Annotated in this window: 19 protein-coding genes; 18 read left to right on the forward strand and 1 reads right to left on the reverse strand. The window is 50.9% G+C overall.

Going from position 1 to position 14,795, the window contains the following annotated elements:
* Both COW20_05260 and COW20_05265 read left to right on the forward strand, forming a co-directional pair.
* Positions 1-511: hypothetical protein (locus tag COW20_05260; GenBank protein PIW49640.1), on the forward strand; the 511-nt coding region annotated here is incomplete at its 5' end.
* Positions 512-679: 168 nt separating this feature from the next.
* A complete protein-coding gene (locus COW20_05265) occupies positions 680-3,091 on the forward strand; it encodes a hypothetical protein (protein PIW49641.1) in 2,412 nt (803 codons plus the stop codon).
* Between the two features lies 1 nt (position 3,092).
* On the opposite strand, the gene COW20_05270 is transcribed toward COW20_05265, so the two are convergent.
* Positions 3,093-3,902: a hypothetical protein gene (locus COW20_05270; GenBank protein ID PIW49642.1), complete on the reverse strand. Its 810-nt coding sequence runs from the start codon at positions 3,900-3,902 to the stop codon at positions 3,093-3,095.
* A gap of 88 nt (positions 3,903-3,990) precedes the next feature.
* Between COW20_05270 and COW20_05275 the strand changes: the two genes are divergently transcribed.
* From COW20_05275 to COW20_05350, 16 genes are read left to right on the forward strand one after another with little or no spacing between them, the layout of a single operon-like run.
* Positions 3,991-4,665 (forward strand): hypothetical protein, encoded by a 675-nt coding sequence (locus COW20_05275; protein PIW49643.1) that lies wholly within the window; start codon positions 3,991-3,993, stop codon positions 4,663-4,665.
* Entirely contained in the window at positions 4,665-5,006 is a 342-nt protein-coding gene (locus COW20_05280) for a hypothetical protein (protein PIW49644.1), read from the forward strand. Before COW20_05275 ends, COW20_05280 begins: the two co-directional genes overlap by 1 nt.
* On the forward strand, positions 5,007-6,005 hold the full coding sequence (locus COW20_05285) for a hypothetical protein (GenBank protein ID PIW49645.1): 999 nt from the start codon (positions 5,007-5,009) through the stop codon (positions 6,003-6,005).
* 41 nt (positions 6,006-6,046) lie between these two features.
* A complete protein-coding gene (locus COW20_05290) occupies positions 6,047-6,676 on the forward strand; it encodes a hypothetical protein (protein ID PIW49646.1) in 630 nt (209 codons plus the stop codon).
* Positions 6,669-7,034, forward strand: a complete 366-nt coding sequence (locus COW20_05295) for a hypothetical protein (protein ID PIW49647.1) — start codon at positions 6,669-6,671, stop codon at positions 7,032-7,034. Before COW20_05290 ends, COW20_05295 begins: the two co-directional genes overlap by 8 nt.
* Positions 7,031-8,488, forward strand: a complete 1,458-nt coding sequence (locus COW20_05300) for a hypothetical protein (protein ID PIW49648.1) — start codon at positions 7,031-7,033, stop codon at positions 8,486-8,488. The genes COW20_05295 and COW20_05300 overlap by 4 nt, the downstream gene beginning before the upstream one ends.
* Positions 8,485-9,042, forward strand: a complete 558-nt coding sequence (locus COW20_05305) for a hypothetical protein (protein PIW49649.1) — start codon at positions 8,485-8,487, stop codon at positions 9,040-9,042. The genes COW20_05300 and COW20_05305 overlap by 4 nt, the downstream gene beginning before the upstream one ends.
* The gene (locus tag COW20_05310) at positions 9,042-10,229 is read left to right on the forward strand and encodes a hypothetical protein (GenBank protein PIW49650.1); all 1,188 of its coding nucleotides are present in this window, start codon (positions 9,042-9,044) and stop codon (positions 10,227-10,229) included. Before COW20_05305 ends, COW20_05310 begins: the two co-directional genes overlap by 1 nt.
* 1 nt (position 10,230) lies before the next feature.
* Positions 10,231-11,295, forward strand: coding sequence for a hypothetical protein (locus tag COW20_05315; protein ID PIW49651.1), 1,065 nt, complete (start codon positions 10,231-10,233; stop codon positions 11,293-11,295).
* On the forward strand, positions 11,292-12,146 hold the full coding sequence (locus tag COW20_05320) for a hypothetical protein (GenBank protein PIW49652.1): 855 nt from the start codon (positions 11,292-11,294) through the stop codon (positions 12,144-12,146). The genes COW20_05315 and COW20_05320 overlap by 4 nt, the downstream gene beginning before the upstream one ends.
* Before the next feature lie 4 nt (positions 12,147-12,150).
* On the forward strand, positions 12,151-12,456 hold the full coding sequence (locus tag COW20_05325) for a hypothetical protein (GenBank protein ID PIW49653.1): 306 nt from the start codon (positions 12,151-12,153) through the stop codon (positions 12,454-12,456).
* Positions 12,446-13,102: a hypothetical protein gene (locus COW20_05330; protein ID PIW49654.1), complete on the forward strand. Its 657-nt coding sequence runs from the start codon at positions 12,446-12,448 to the stop codon at positions 13,100-13,102. Before COW20_05325 ends, COW20_05330 begins: the two co-directional genes overlap by 11 nt.
* 7 nt (positions 13,103-13,109) lie before the next feature.
* The gene (locus COW20_05335; protein PIW49655.1) at positions 13,110-13,430 is read left to right on the forward strand and encodes a hypothetical protein; all 321 of its coding nucleotides are present in this window, start codon (positions 13,110-13,112) and stop codon (positions 13,428-13,430) included.
* Entirely contained in the window at positions 13,427-13,840 is a 414-nt protein-coding gene (locus tag COW20_05340) for a hypothetical protein (protein PIW49656.1), read from the forward strand. The genes COW20_05335 and COW20_05340 overlap by 4 nt, the downstream gene beginning before the upstream one ends.
* A gap of 1 nt (position 13,841) precedes the next feature.
* The gene (locus tag COW20_05345; protein ID PIW49657.1) at positions 13,842-14,528 is read left to right on the forward strand and encodes a hypothetical protein; all 687 of its coding nucleotides are present in this window, start codon (positions 13,842-13,844) and stop codon (positions 14,526-14,528) included.
* Positions 14,528-14,773, forward strand: coding sequence for a hypothetical protein (locus tag COW20_05350; protein PIW49658.1), 246 nt, complete (start codon positions 14,528-14,530; stop codon positions 14,771-14,773). The genes COW20_05345 and COW20_05350 overlap by 1 nt, the downstream gene beginning before the upstream one ends.
* Positions 14,774-14,795: the final 22 nt, after the last annotated feature.

Here is a 14,795-nt window from a genome sequence, read left to right on the forward strand (position 1 = left end):
CACTCTTCGCCTCAAAATGGATGGCGATGTCTACGAAATTACCAAGCACAAGGGCATGAGCGCCTATACCACGGGGCAACTCGTTAAAAAGACGCTCGTTCCTTTGCGGGCCCATGTGGATAAGATTGTGGCCAAAGCTATTCGGGCAATGAATGAAGAGGATTACAAAGCCTTTGCCGCCCTTCAAAAGGACACAGAGGACAATCCTGCCAATGAAGAAAAGAACCAGGCGGCTGCGGCTGAGCTTTTAAAAATTCCTGGCGATGAGTACATGGAGGCTGAAACCGCTGCATGGGAGCAAATCAACCCAGATGCGTCGGCACAATTGGTCAAAGCATTGTTTCAGACAGTGCTGGCCGAGGGTACCGGATACCTCAACTCCATCGAGGCCATCGACAAGCATTTTGACCCAGACATTAAGCCTCAACGCATGTCGCACTTTGACATTTTGCGCTCAGAGGTGATTAAGTTCAACAGTTTTTTAGACAACCAGAGGTCGCCCCTTTCATAGGTTCTGGCAAGCCCATGGAGGTCCCTGGCGACCTCCCTGGCGACCTCTTCTACCTTTCAAAGCACCAGCTCTGCAAAGATTCCTGGCTCGCAATTATTGAGCAGTGGGATTGGCAGAGCATGGTCTGGCATCTCGATTATTTCCGCGCATGGGATAGGGCCCAACCAAATGACTGACAGCACGATTATTAAAGAACTGGTGACCAAAATGGTCTTCAGGCTTGACCATAAGAGCCTGACCGCCTACACCAAAAAGGTCACTGAGTTAAAGCGTTCATTCAAAGAGCTTGAAGCCCTTGCCCGGAAAACAATCAAACCCAAAATTGATACCCGTTCGTTTCGGGTTGCGACAAATGAAGTCGGACGGTTGCGCCAGGGCATTGCCCAGGTGGCCCGCTCAGCTGGTCGCGGCATAACGCTCAAAATGAACGTGAGCGGCATGGGTTCAATTATGCAGGCCCAAAGAGCGGCGCAGCGAGCAACAGGCTCAGGCGGCATGCTCAATGTCGCAGGGGGCAATCTCATCTCTGGTGCGGTAACTTCTGCTGGAGCAATGGCTCAGCAAGGCGGGAAATTTGCTCTTGATTCCTTTGGCCAATACCAACTCGCCATGACCAGGTTAACAAACATGGTCGGTAAAAATAATGCTGGTAGAGTACTTAAGGATATTGAGCGTTTTGCTGCTGCCACACCGTTTGAACTTGGCGACACCCTTGAAATGTTTACTCAGCTTCAAAACTCCGGCTTTGGCCTTATGGACAGAAAATCAGGAAAAGTCAACTATTCCCGCTTGATGGCCTTTGGCGACATTGCTGCAACATCTAATAAATCATTGAGTGAGTTCACTCAGATGGCTCTGGGGATGGGGCGCGGGCGGGCAGATATGTTTGACAACTTCTCTTCTGCCGGCTTGCAGGGAGCCTGGGCGGAAAACGGCAAAATTTCAGGCACGATGGGAAATGTCCGCACAGGTAAGGCAACTGAATTCACCATTGACCCCAGAAACAAAGAGATGATTTCGCGTCTTTTAGAAACTCAAGGGAGGAGCGGCGGTGTTTCGGGAGGAATGAGCAGCTTATCCAGAACTTTGCCTGGTCAGATTTCAACTTTTTGGGACACGGTAAGAATGTCTTCAAATAGGTTCATGATTTCGTTTGAGTCAGATATTTTCCAAACCATGAACAGGGTGATTGCTTATATCGAATCAAAAGGGCCAATGTTCGACCAGTTAGGAAAAGACTCTGTTGTCATTATCAAAGGCCTTGCTGATGGACTAAAATTCGTTGCTCCTTTCATAAAGCCGGTAGCCGCAGGTCTTGGCGTTTTCGCCATGCACTTCGCAGGCCTGAAAGTCATCGCGGGCGGAAAGTGGCTTTTTGGCGCAATCAAAGCGCTCTGGTCGCTCAAGTGGCTGGCTGGTGGTGTTCCTTTGGCCATTGGCACGGTTATTGCTGGTATAGCCGCTTTCGGCTTCGAGGTCTATCGCTACATGACAGGCGGAACCAAGGCCATCAGCGGATTCTCAAAGCAGTTTCCAGCGCTCTCTCATGCGATTGTGTGGGTGGGAAATAAGTTCAAAGAGCTTTGGCCATTGGTTCAAGAGGTGGGTGCTGAGTTCGTTAAATTTGGCGCTCAACTTTGGGAGACTTTTGGCCCTGCTGTCAAATGGGTGTTTGGGAATATTGTGGTGCCCTTTCTGACTTGGGGCATAAAGAAATTTATTGAACTTGGCGAAATCATTTTGCAGGCTGCCAAATTCTGGCTGCCTGTTCTGACTGCTACAGTCGGAGACCTGGGCGCTGGATTTAAGGTTTGTTGGGAGCGCATTCAGGATACCTGGGCTGTGCTTAAAGATATGTGGAACTGGTTCACAACCAGCGGCTTTGCGCAGGGCATCACGGGATTCTTTGAGCGGCTTAAAAACGCCTTCTCTGGTGGTGGGGTTGGTGGTGGAAGCAATGCGCTCATGGACCCGAATTTCCCTTTGAGCAATGTCAACGCCGCGAAGTTAGTTCGGAATGCTTACAACGTTTTTACTGGCTCAAAAAGATGCTTTGCCGGGGTTGCTGAGGCTTATCAAAAAACGTTCAAAGATTACGGTAACTTATCGGGCGTCCCCGCCTATCTGGCCGCTGACCAGCTTGCCAGAGACAAGCGCTTTGTTGAAGTCAAAGTAACAAAAGCGATGCTTGACGACCCTGAAATCATGAAAAGACTTTATGGCACAATAGCCGTATACGATACCAAAAGCGGATTCCATCCCACTTATGGTCATATTGAAGTTTGGGACACTCTACGTCGCAAAGCCTTATATGGAAACGGAGCAGACAACCTTAATCGCACTGAGCAAAATTTCCAGCATGGCCGTTTCTTTGTTCCAGTTGACCCTGGTTCTCAAACAATGCAGGGGCCTGCCGGTGTTGGCGGCGGCGGAGGAATAAATCAAACCAATTACTTCGACCTTCGCGGGAATCCAAACCCAGGAGCAAACAGGAATGCTGCAAGACAGGGGGCCAGTGAGGCGGTTAAGCAAATGGAGCGGAGCGCACGGTCAACAAATCAGACCGTGATTGCTCAGTAATCTAAAATATGGAAAGCCTTGAATAGATTAGCTTCCACCCATCATCGAAAATAAAGCTGAATAGTGCCGGAAAATTTGTGGCTTTTGTCGGAATATATGACGGTCCACCAGAAATCTTTATTGTTATTTTTTCGCCATCTTTTGGCTTAATTAAAGAATAATGCTCTGATGGGTTAATTATTGGTTGAAACTGAATTCCTGTTGGGGTTTGGACTTCTTTGACAACGTTTAGTTCTCTATTATTAAAATCTTCATAGCTGAGTTTTTTTAGAGCGTCTGAATATGAAGCGTTTTGATAAATTGTCCCAACCACATACTCAGGCAGAATAGGCCTTGAGTTTGAGTAGGTGACATTAAAAATCGCCAATCCTGATTGTGCATCATCTCCATTTTTGGCAATGATATTTTCAAGCAAGGCTTTTCCCAGCTCTCCGTTTGCTGTACCAATAAGCTCTGCGTCAAGCCACATTTTTAAAACTTCAAACGCATTCTCTTTGCTTGCCTGATAGCGGGAAGCAAAGAATTCTGAAGCCTTTGAGATGTCCGCTCTGCCATATTTCTCGGTCTCTTGAGGTCGGGGTATGGATGACTTAAAAATACTCAGGTCAGACGCGCTCTGAGTTGAAGACGGGACATTCACCACAGTGGTCGAAGTGGGTGATGTCGAAGTTTGATTTTGCTGCTGATTACCCGCCGAAACACCGGAAGATACAGCCCCCGGTGTATTTACCACAACAATAGCCTTTGATGTTAAATCACAGCCGGTAAGCACAGCTAAAAATAAGACAACCGTTAATTTATGGGTTAACATAGATTCCTCCAAATAAACTGATTAAGTTTCCCCTTTCGGGAGAACTTTGTCAAACCGCCCCTCCGGGGGCTTTTTTTATGGGTAAAAAATGCAAGAAGCAGAAAAGGCAACGGTATTGCCGTCTCAGGAGGCAGAAGGAGAAGGGGATACCTTTTTTCTTTTTCCCGATGACAATGCGCAATTCTATGTTGCAGGCCTGAGTTTTAGCCCTTCTTATACCTCTGAGCCCACTCAGAACGAGATAGAAGACGGGGCTTTGATTACCGACCATGTGAACCTGCCTCCTATTCAGATGAGTTTCAACGGTGCTGTGACTGACATCCAGAGCAATCGTGAAGGGGCCTATGATAAAGACTTTATAGGCGTACACGTCGACTTTCGCGAGCGCATGATTCAGGCCAGAGAAAACCGCGAGATTATCGGGATAGATGCCGGGCCGGTGCGCGGAATTTATTCGGGCATCATTCTGAATTTCACTCCCAGCTGGGACGCTGAGAGTGGCCACGGGATGGCCCTGTTTTTCGACCTGTCGATTCAGCAGATTGATACGGCCAAGACAGCGGTTAAAGACCTGCCCCCATCTGAGCCCATCGATATGGAGTTATTCGACCAGCGGAACTTCACAAAGCCCAGGGCTTACAAACCACGCAGCACCATCAAAGTGACCGATGCAAAACAAAATGAGCGGATTGAGGCGATGACGCGGGGTGATGGACGATTCGCCGAGGGGCACGACTGGGCAAGAGGGAAAGCGAGCGAGTAATGGCAAAGTTCATCATCCCAATTGAAAACACCAATGGCATCCCCTTTGGCCTGGGCCCAATCACCCTTTCAGGCAATACCTTTTACATTGACTTCGGGTGGAATGACCGCTTGGCGCCCAACGGCTGGTACCTGCACTTCTATGACTCTGCTCTCTCGCCCATTGCCCACGGCATCAATGCTGTGACCAATTACTCTCTGCTCTCTCACATTACCGACGTTCGCAAACCGCCAGGCCGATTGTACCTTTGGGATACCAGCGGGAAAAAGCTGCCTCCCACTGCCAGCGATTTGGGTACGCGGGTCCAGCTGGTCTATGACGACCTGATACCGGTGGCCTAAATGGCTGAATACAATCTCTATAACCGGCGCTGGCAGCTGCTGGTAAATAATGGCGAGCAAGAATTGACCTGGGAAGGCTTTAAGCCTGGCGCATCAAAAGGGCTTTCGCTTGACTTCAAAATCACCAAAACCAGCGATACCACGCCAAACGATGCCGAGATAAACATTATCAACCTGAGCCCAGAACATCAGGATTTTGTGACAGAAAAAGGGCTTGGCCTGACGTTCTTGGCTGGGTACCGCGAGAGCTTTGGCCAAATATTCAAAGGCGGCACTGAGATGCCGAACCATGAGCGCAGCGGAGGCGATTGGGTCACAACGCTTTATGCCAAAGACGGCGGCACTGCTCTGAAGCAGGCTTTTATCTCGAAGTCTTTCAAGAAAGACGCCCCAATCGAAACGGTTATCAATGCTCTGATTAAAGAGCTGACGCTTCCCCCCAAGATGGAAGCCCGGCTCAAAGAGCTGAATCAGATTGCCAAGGGCACAATCAAAACCGAGCTGGTTACGCGCGCAGCACAGCGCCTGCTTGAACCCAGAAAACACAAGCAGTCAAAGCCGGAAAGTCTTGAAGAGGCCAAGCAGCGCATTTACAAGCAGAAGGCCGAAGCCGAGGCGAGAGCGGAGCAGGTGAAACTGCTCAAAGATATGGTTCTTAAGGGCAAGGTCTGGCGCGCACTGGACCTTATTGCCGGTGATTACGGCCTGTCGTTTTACGTGACCGACCAAATCGCCTATCTGACCGCTGCAGATGTACCAATTTCAGACCAGGTGATTCTGGTCTCTCCCCTTTCCGGCCTGCTCGGAAGCCCAGGTAGAACTGAAATGGGCTGGAAATTCCGCTCCCTTTTGCGCCACGAATTTAACCCGGGCATGCCGGTCTATCTGGACTCCCAGAAAACAGCCGGCCTTTTCGTGATTCGCAAGGTCGAGCACTCGGGCAACACAAACAGCAACGAATGGTATTCAGATTGTGAGGTTACACCACTCGCGGCATGACACAGCAACAAGTTAGAGGGCACAGCACCAGTTCAAGGGCGATGATTCTCGATGAACTCAGAGAGATGCACACCGCCATTCCCTGCTATGTGAATAGCTACGATGAAGACACAGGAGAGGCAGAGGTCACGATTCCATTCAGCGAGTTCACTCCCACGGAAGACGGTGACGTTCAAGAAGAGGGTTGGCCTCCTGTTTCTGGAATTCCGGTTTGGTTTCCAGGTGGCAAAAAAACTTTGATTGATTGGGAAATCCCAAAGGGCACCAAAGGCTTTCTGATTTTCATGGAGCGGAATATTGCCCGCTGGTATCTCAGTGATGGAATTGAGCCGACAACCCCAGACTCACGCGAAATGTTTGGCAAAAGCTCTCCCTTTTTAATGACTCGAATCAGGACCAAGCGCGGCGAGGTTGACCCAGCAACGCATATTCACTTAACCGAAAGTGGCGAGGTGCAGGTGAAGGCCAGCGCTGTAAGGCTGGGTTCATTCGAGGCAGACAAAGCGCTGGCTCTGGCTGAAAAGGTTATGACGGGCCTGAATGACATAAAAAATGCCTTTAACAATCATACCCATATCTGCATTTCACCTGGTGCTCCTTGTGACCCGCCTATCCCAGACATTGGCTCAATTCAGGAAGTGGCTTCAGCAATGGTGTTTACAAATGAGTAGTCTCGGCGTTGATAACGATAACAATGTGATTTTGACCAATGGCCAATTGACGGGCTTGACTGGTCGGACAGCCGTAAAGCAGCGCGTTCGCATTCGCCTTCGCTCTGTTAGGGGTGAATGGTTTCTAGACCCCAAGCGGGCCCCAGATTGGTTTGGTCTGATTCTCACAAAGCCTTTCCGCGATGCTTGGACCCGCCGCGAAATTCGCTGGAATGTGCTCGATGTGCAGGGTGTTCGTCGAGTGAAGAGCGTGAAGGCCTATCCCAACCAACAGACGCAGGTGGTGCGCATTGTGGTGCGGTACCTGGATATTTATGGAAATGATGAGCAGGAAGCAGAGGCTACGTTGCCAGAATGACAGAATACGGTTTATTGCTCACTGGGTTTAATCCTAAAACAGCGGTGATTTGCTCTGAAGAGCTTCAAAGTGAGCTGATTGGAATCCAAGGCTTTGAGGACGCTTCATTTGACTCTGATGAGCCCTGGAGCCAATTCGTGGGCATCATGTCAGAGCGAGAATCTAAGCTCTGGATGCTGGGGCTGGCTCTCTCTCAGTCAATCAGCAGAGCCTCAGCAACCGGCGTGTCTTTGGCCAATACTGCAGCCTTTATCGGTGAAGACAAAATCGAAGCCAGCAAAAGCCAGGTCACACTGACGCTTATCAATCGCAGCCAGATTACGCCCGTCACTGTGCCAGAGGATTATCAGGCCCGGCAAAGCTCGACCAGTGTCGCGTGGTCCCTGAATGCAGCGGCTGAAATTCCAGCTTTTGATACTGCGCTTGAAGACCTCGCCGTCGACACTCTCGAATTTCAAACCGGCACAGACAATACTGTTCGCGCATATTTGGGCGGCTCTCCTGACCTGTCGGGTATGGCTGTAAACTGGGAGGTTCAGGTAAGCGGCTCGACAAATTCAAGCAATGATGGCCGCTTCTTTGTTACTGACTGGGATGTTGCCGGGTTCTGGGTTGAATACCCCAACCTAAACCGAGCCGACGACACCAACGACGAAGACCCTACCAGCCCGGCAATTATCAGCCTTTATCCTGGCGTGAATGTTCTGGCAGAATCGCTCAACACCGGCCCCTTTGAGGCGTCTATTGGCTCAATCAATACCATCGTGACGCCGCTGAGTGGCTGGGATGATGTCTATAACCAAAACGCAGCAACCCCGGGCACAAATGAAGAAAAAGATGACGAGTTCAGAATCCGGCTTGCTGAGCAGGCTATCAACTCAGACGGCGGCACATTGGCGGCTGTCAAAGAAGCGCTGGAAAAAGTCGATGGCGTCACCTATGTTTTCGGAGAAGAAAACCGTTCAAATGTTGAAGTCGATGGCCTTAAGCCAAACTCCATGCACTTCATTGTTGTCGGGGGAACTGACCAGGACATCATTGACACAATTGGCCGAGTGGGGCCCGCGGGCATCGATACAAACGGCACGGAGACGGGCACATATGACGGCAATCCGGATGACCCTCAAATTATCAGCTTTGACCGCGTCACGGAAGTTAATCCCTACTTTATTCTCAACCTGACTGTTGACCCTGCAATCTGGTCCAGCCCTGCGCTGATTGCCCAGTACAAAACTGATTGTAAAACCGCGATGGAAAGCCGGACTTATGCCCATGGCGAAGACCTGGTGAATCATTTGCTGGCCGCCACCGTATCGGTCAATGTGAGGGGGATTTTGACAATTGCTTTGCTTCAAGGGCTCAGCCCCTCGCCAGGCTCTTCGGCAAACATTTCTATTCCTGGCACCGAAGTGGTGAATATCACGGCAGATAGAATCACGGTAAACGCCACATGAGAAATCTAGTTCAGATAACCGACCACGTCGACCAGGGTCTGGCCAGGCTGAAGCAGCAATTTCAGCAAGAGGGCACATTCAAAGAGCTGATTCGGGTTTTTCTTCAGCGGTACCAGACTGTTGAAAACGCCTTGTTTTCCCTTTTGCTGGGGCGATTTTTGGCCTTTGCAATGGGGCAGATGCTTGATGATATCGGAACAATTGTCACTCTACCAAGGCCCAGTATTTTGACACCTGACGACGAATACCGTGTGCTCTTGTACGGGCGCATTGCCGCACTCAATAGCAATGGCACGTTGCCCAATTTGCTCGGCATTCTCGGAACGCTGGGGGCAACCAATCGCAGAATTTACCAAAATTTTCCCGCTTCACTCACCATCAATTTCACACCATCGAGCGTGATTCGAGAGTACACAAATATCCGAACCATTCTCGAAACCAGCTCGGCTTCGGTTGATTTAAACATTTGCGCCCATGGTGACGGCGCGTTCGGCTTTAGCGATGACCCCACCGCTCTCGGTTGGGATGAAGGAACCATAGGAGAAGCTATTTAATGACAGCCCCAACTACTATCCCAACATGGGCAGACGGAGCCGGAACAACGGTTGTTGGCTCCCTGACTGTAACAGCAGTCAACTGGAGAAGCAGTATTGCAAGCGGCGGCTCAATCACCCGCTACATCTTTAGCGGTTCCCCGTCACTGGCTTCTGTTGTTGCGGGACATGAAATAGAGGTTTCTGGCTGCGCAAACGCTATTCATGACGGGACCTTGCGGGTGACAGCAGCAAATGATGCGGATAACTGGATTGAAGCCTACAACCCCGACGTAACCAGTTCTGGAACAGATGAAACAGGAAGCTCTGCCTCTGCCGCGATTCTTGCGGGGGCACCAAGAAAAAAAGAGCCTAGCGCCAGCAAAAAAGCACTTGGGGCCAGAAGCCCAGAAAAGCCAAGCGACGGCCATCTTAACTGGATTTTATATTGGGTTTGCGCGTGGATTGAATATTTTGCAAATGGCGGCTCAATCATTTTGCGCTCTGGTATTGCAGCATGGAAGGCCGTGACTAGAACGTTTTCTGGTGCTGAGCTGATTCAGGGCCAAGGTTGGTATCGGTTCGACCCAGACGCCACCGATGAGCCAGGAGAAGGTTTTATACCCCAAGACTCGGGTGCAGGCCTCGGTATTATCGAATCAGCCCACCCCGACGCCATGGCCGCTATGCTCGCCGCATTTGTGCCTGAAATTTTACCCCCGGTTCAGGCAGTCCTGAATTTTGACTCTGTTTCTGCAGGGGCAGTGGGAACGCCTTTAACAGTGACTGTTCCCGGCGCAGTCGTTGGCGACCAAGTGATTTTGGGGCCTCCGTCCGGCATTGACACCGGCCTGATGTGGGCAGGGTTTGTATCGGCGGCTAACACTGTTCAAATCAGGCTATTCAACGGAACGGGCTCGCCCATCAATCCAGCAGAGGCCACCTGGTCAGTCACAGTCGTTCGCCCCAATTCGATGCCTGTTATTACAACGCGGGGTCTCAAAATCTTTGTGAATCTCATTGGCGGCGTTTACGACTCGACCAGTCTTGAAGCGGATTTAGGCATTGCAGACAATGAGGCGGCTTTCAATTTGCTGGTCAATTCTCGACAGCACCGGGCCGCGCTGCTCGACGGTGGCACAATCGAAGCAATTATCTCTGGGTCGGCCACGGCTGATGCCATTATTTTAGCGACAGGCGGTTATTAAAATGCGCTCATTCACAGGATTAGATATTGTTTTTCGCCTTTTAAACGGAACTTTGAGCGGCGAAAACCTTGAAGAAGCCTTGACCACAGAGGCTGACCTTTATCTCGGCCCATGGAACGAGGTTTTAAAAGCCCGTGAACTCAACGCGCTGCTTAACAGCCCCACTGCTTTGGCTGCCATGTTTGCGAGTGAAACGGCTTTTGCTCAACTGCTCGACATTGCGGGGGCCGAAATGGCGGCATCGGACTCAGCGACTGAGCTGATTTCAAACACCAGCTCTGCGATTCTGACAGTAGTGACGAATACCAGTTATCTCAATCTCTGGCAAAATGTTTCGGAAAATAAAACCAGGCTGCAGGCCCGCGTGAATGCAGGCGGGTCAAAACTGAAGCGCTGGAACTACACAGCAAATGGAACGTGGGATATAGCGGCGTTAACGTCCGGATTGGCCGCCTATTCGTATTTCGTTTGCGGAGAAGGGGGGCAAGGGGCAGCTTCTCAATCAGGCTCCGCTTCTGGCCGGGGTGGTTCTGGCGCAGAGGCAAAATGGGGCCAGGTAACAACCGGGTTGCCTAATACAAACCAGACTATAACTGTTGGCACTGGAAACACGACAATCGGCGCGCTCCATACTGCTCTGCAGGGCAATGATGCGACGGCGGGAACGGGAAACAACACCGGGCCCGGAACAACGGGCGGGGCGGCTATCTATGACGCTGACCCACAAAACGCAATTTGGCAGGCCAATACAGGCACAAAACAGGGCTCATACGGTGGTTATGGTCTTGCGGCTGCATCAACCGGCGTGGCTGGTGGGCCTGGTGAGGCTGGTCTATCTGGCGCTGGCGGCACTTGCGCAGGCTCAACCTTTGGCGGCACAGGCGGTACTGGACTTTGCTCTGGCGGTGCGGGTGGTGGCTGCGACACTGGCTCAGGAGCATCTCCGGGCGGAGCTGCGACCGGGTACGGCACTGGCGGCGGCGGTGCTTCACTGCGCGGAAGTGATACCGCATCAGGCGGGAATCCTGGCGGCGGGTTGGCCTGCCTTTACGGGGTGGCAGCATGATTACTCAAAAATACGTTGCGCACTACATCTCCCATGGAGTCATTCTCCACCGTTATTTTATCGGCGATTCAGCCGACGAGGTTGGTAGCGCTGCATTTTGGGACCAGCACATCAAAGAATTGTTTGCCCAGCACCCATTCACGGATTATTGGGCAGGGCTTGACCTGCAAATCTGGCACATGGACAGCCCACGGCTTGACGAAATGCGCGCCCAGGGCTTGGTCAATCTCGAAGACTTCGATTTAGTCAAAGCGGGCTGCCAGGTTGCAGCGGGCCTGTTTTTCAGCAAAGACCGGCTTGACCTTGGGGTATTCCCGCCTGGTTATCAGGCTGATTCAGTAAGCCCCAATAAACTCACGGTTACGAATCTGAACGATGCGCGGCGCACTCTGAGCCATGAGGCTGGTCACTTCCACGCGATGATGAGCGGCTATGGTTCGACCTCTGCTTTCATCTCCAAAGAGCTGACCCGCTGCTTCTCTGAGCTGCGCCCACCCCAGGCCCAAAACGAGGGCGAATGCTGGGCTGAGGTTTACCGGGCTTTTATGGGCTCCGATGAGGTTCGGGGTACGTTCAGCGACGGGGTTCAGTACACCCCAGCGCAAAACCTGCGCCTGTTCAATCTGATGCGGGCCGCTTATTGGCTGCAGGGCAATCTCAATCAGCGCATTATTGACCGGCTGCAAGTCAGTAATTCGCTCTGCTTTTGGCAAGACTTCTCTTTACAGAATCAACTGTTCCAGGCTCCCAAATTGGTTTCAAATGGCTGGTTTGGTGTGGATGCGAACTGGAACAAACACAAATGGTCTCAAAATAAAACAACCGGCCAATGGGCCTGGGAAAGAGTGTGATTTTATGGGCTTCGTTTTAAATCCTCAATTTGCAATTTTGGCAATCAGCCTGTTACCGGAGCTGATTGCTGCGGTAGCTGAAACCGTTGAAGCGGTTCAGACCAATCTCTCAGATGCGCCTCCGGAAGAAAAAAAGCGTGCCGCCTTGGAGGCTGCTTGCGCCTGGTACGATGCCGCCGATGAGAATTTGAAATTCTCCGAAGCCATTGATGCTGAGGTAAAAGGCCAGCTTTTGCCTGGTCTGATTGAATTTATCTACAAGGGCATGAAGCACACTCCCGCTCAGGAGTCCACCGCCGATGACCAGTAGGCATATCCCCGGCGTCTCTCTGCACTGGCCCGGTGAGACACGCGCCCAAATTCTGGCCAGTCCGGGTGATTCGATTGTAAAGCGCTGGCGGGCTGCTCACATGGGAGCGCCAAATTACTGGCGTGACATCGGCTATCACTATGTTTTAAATCGGGATGCCCAGGGCGAATGGGCTGTCTACGATGGGCGGCCAGATTACCTGGCCGGTGCCCACAGCGGCACAAATGCGGGCAATGAGTATCTTGGTATTAATGTGGCGTATGCGATGGATGAGCAGCTACCTGGTGAGGCTGTCGAGGCTTTAGCAAAACTCATTGCAGAGCTGTCCAAAACCTACGGATTCCCAATCAACCGAGCCACTGTGCGCGGTCATCGGGAATTTATCCCAACCCAGTGCCCAGGTGATGCCCTCTACTCGATGTTGAATCAGATTGTGCAGCGGGCCAACCAATTGCGTACAGGCCCCGCGGATGAGCCGCTGAAGCCTGAACCCAGCAAAGAAGAAGAGCAAATCCATCCTATTCGAATAATCAAAGACGGCAAAGAACTGCGAGGTGTTTTAATCAACTCCCAGGCCTTTGTTTCAGTCTATGAGCTGGGCAAACCCAAATGGGACTCAGCGACACGAACCGTAATTATAGAATGAGGCTGAAATGGCAAACGAACAGCAAAATCAAATCAGCGACCAGCGTATCATTCTCACTCTCGAAAACATCGGGAGAATTGGTCAACATGTTCTGATAATCGTCACTGTCTGTACCGTTGTTTTTGGGCCCGCGTGGTATGCCTATGTTGCACAGCCCCTCGAAGACCTGAAGCAGCGAACGGCAAAGCTTGAAGCCTCGATGGATGCCCAGAACAAGCAAATCAATTCGATTGATAAAAGCCTTGCGATTCTGAGCGAAAGAATGGGCCAGGTCGCAGACTCGTTGAGCTCTATCAGAAAATTCATGCAAAAGGAATACGATAAATGACTGCGACCCCATCAGACGATTATATCCCCGCTTCTGAAAGAGACGTTCCCCGCGAACACAGGCGCTATACATGCAACATGGGAGGCGGAACTGAGAAATCTTTTCGCCTCCCCCTCGATGTGAAGGTTCTTGATGTGCAGAACGATACCGACCAGGACTTAACTTTTTACGTCTCTTTTTATGACGGCACCACTGACACTCCGAGCGGATTGCACACACCAGGAACCAGTTCACGCATTGAAACCGTGGCGGCGGGCTCATCGCGCCCAGTTGCCCAGAACACTGAGTTCAATTCAATCCACTTCAAAGCAGGCTCTGCTGCCACTGGCTTGGTCACGCTTCGCCCAGGCGCAGGCCATGAAAATGAGTTTGGCACTTTAGAAGCCCGTGCAATTGCGGCGGTAGTGTAACATGAGCAAAATGTATATTCCAGGACAGGGCTGGGGGGGGTCTGGCGCGAAATCATTTTCTGATTTGTCTGGTCAATTATCAGCGACTCAGGTTCCAGACGCTGAATTGTCAATAGCCAAAACAAATGGGCTTCAAACTGCTTTAGATGGGAAAGCGGCATCAAGTCATGCTCATGCTGTAAGCGATATTACAGCCACCGGAACCCCAAGCAGTAGCACATATCTGCGCGGGGATGGTTCGTGGCAGACTCCGAGCGGTGGCGGCATATCACCTTCACTTATTCGCTGCACAGGAATCAGCGTCAAAGGCAGCACGAATACAAATGTGCTTCAATTAGCAACCGTTGCTGAAACAGTTGGAACGGGAATAACTGTAACAAGCGACGCTACAAGTGGCGGGTATATCACTGTTTCAGCAAATGGTGTTTATCATGTTTCTATCTCACTGTACAACACAACAGGAAGCCCTCAAAATGTGTTTGTAAAACGAAACGCTTCACTTGTGAACAATGCAGGTGCAACTGATACCGATTTAATCAGAATCGGGTCAATTACGACTGGAAACGTCAACGGGGCATCTTTGTCTGTTTACTTGACGACATCAGACAAATTGTACTTCACTGCACCGTTCACGCCTGATAACACATACCCGCTTTTCAATCAAATGGTCATAGCGAGGGTCAGCTGATGGCAACAATAGAGCAAATTAAAAACGCTGCCGGAGCGCACATTGAGCAAGTTCACGGGTACAAGCAGTACAAACGTGAAAATATTTTAGCGCAGCGCAGCGGATATTCCATAATTGATTTGACCAAAATGAATACATTCATTGACGCAGTTCGCGCGAAATCAACAGAGCTTGAGACGCTTTCGGACGGTCAGGTTGAGCAATTTGAAACAGTCCTCAGCTGGTATGCATCAATAACCCCGTAACATCTCCTTAAACTTCTCCCCA

Source organism: bacterium (Candidatus Blackallbacteria) CG13_big_fil_rev_8_21_14_2_50_49_14 (assembly GCA_002783405.1).
Classification (GTDB): Bacteria; Cyanobacteriota; Sericytochromatia; order UBA7694; family UBA7694.

What these genes read in the sequence shown, in the direction of transcription:
- COW20_05265 (PIW49641.1), top strand. Translation starts at nt 680, where the DNA reads ATGACTGACAGCACGATTATTAAAGAACTGGTGACCAAAATGGTCTTC.
- COW20_05270 (PIW49642.1), bottom strand. Translation starts at nt 3,902, where the DNA reads ATGTTAACCCATAAATTAACGGTTGTCTTATTTTTAGCTGTGCTTACC.
- COW20_05275 (PIW49643.1), top strand. Translation starts at nt 3,991, where the DNA reads ATGCAAGAAGCAGAAAAGGCAACGGTATTGCCGTCTCAGGAGGCAGAA.
- COW20_05280 (PIW49644.1), top strand. Translation starts at nt 4,665, where the DNA reads ATGGCAAAGTTCATCATCCCAATTGAAAACACCAATGGCATCCCCTTT.
- COW20_05285 (PIW49645.1), top strand. Translation starts at nt 5,007, where the DNA reads ATGGCTGAATACAATCTCTATAACCGGCGCTGGCAGCTGCTGGTAAAT.
- COW20_05290 (PIW49646.1), top strand. Translation starts at nt 6,047, where the DNA reads ATGATTCTCGATGAACTCAGAGAGATGCACACCGCCATTCCCTGCTAT.
- COW20_05295 (PIW49647.1), top strand. Translation starts at nt 6,669, where the DNA reads ATGAGTAGTCTCGGCGTTGATAACGATAACAATGTGATTTTGACCAAT.
- COW20_05300 (PIW49648.1), top strand. Translation starts at nt 7,031, where the DNA reads ATGACAGAATACGGTTTATTGCTCACTGGGTTTAATCCTAAAACAGCG.
- COW20_05305 (PIW49649.1), top strand. Translation starts at nt 8,485, where the DNA reads ATGAGAAATCTAGTTCAGATAACCGACCACGTCGACCAGGGTCTGGCC.
- COW20_05310 (PIW49650.1), top strand. Translation starts at nt 9,042, where the DNA reads ATGACAGCCCCAACTACTATCCCAACATGGGCAGACGGAGCCGGAACA.
- COW20_05315 (PIW49651.1), top strand. Translation starts at nt 10,231, where the DNA reads ATGCGCTCATTCACAGGATTAGATATTGTTTTTCGCCTTTTAAACGGA.
- COW20_05320 (PIW49652.1), top strand. Translation starts at nt 11,292, where the DNA reads ATGATTACTCAAAAATACGTTGCGCACTACATCTCCCATGGAGTCATT.
- COW20_05325 (PIW49653.1), top strand. Translation starts at nt 12,151, where the DNA reads ATGGGCTTCGTTTTAAATCCTCAATTTGCAATTTTGGCAATCAGCCTG.
- COW20_05330 (PIW49654.1), top strand. Translation starts at nt 12,446, where the DNA reads ATGACCAGTAGGCATATCCCCGGCGTCTCTCTGCACTGGCCCGGTGAG.
- COW20_05335 (PIW49655.1), top strand. Translation starts at nt 13,110, where the DNA reads ATGGCAAACGAACAGCAAAATCAAATCAGCGACCAGCGTATCATTCTC.
- COW20_05340 (PIW49656.1), top strand. Translation starts at nt 13,427, where the DNA reads ATGACTGCGACCCCATCAGACGATTATATCCCCGCTTCTGAAAGAGAC.
- COW20_05345 (PIW49657.1), top strand. Translation starts at nt 13,842, where the DNA reads ATGAGCAAAATGTATATTCCAGGACAGGGCTGGGGGGGGTCTGGCGCG.
- COW20_05350 (PIW49658.1), top strand. Translation starts at nt 14,528, where the DNA reads ATGGCAACAATAGAGCAAATTAAAAACGCTGCCGGAGCGCACATTGAG.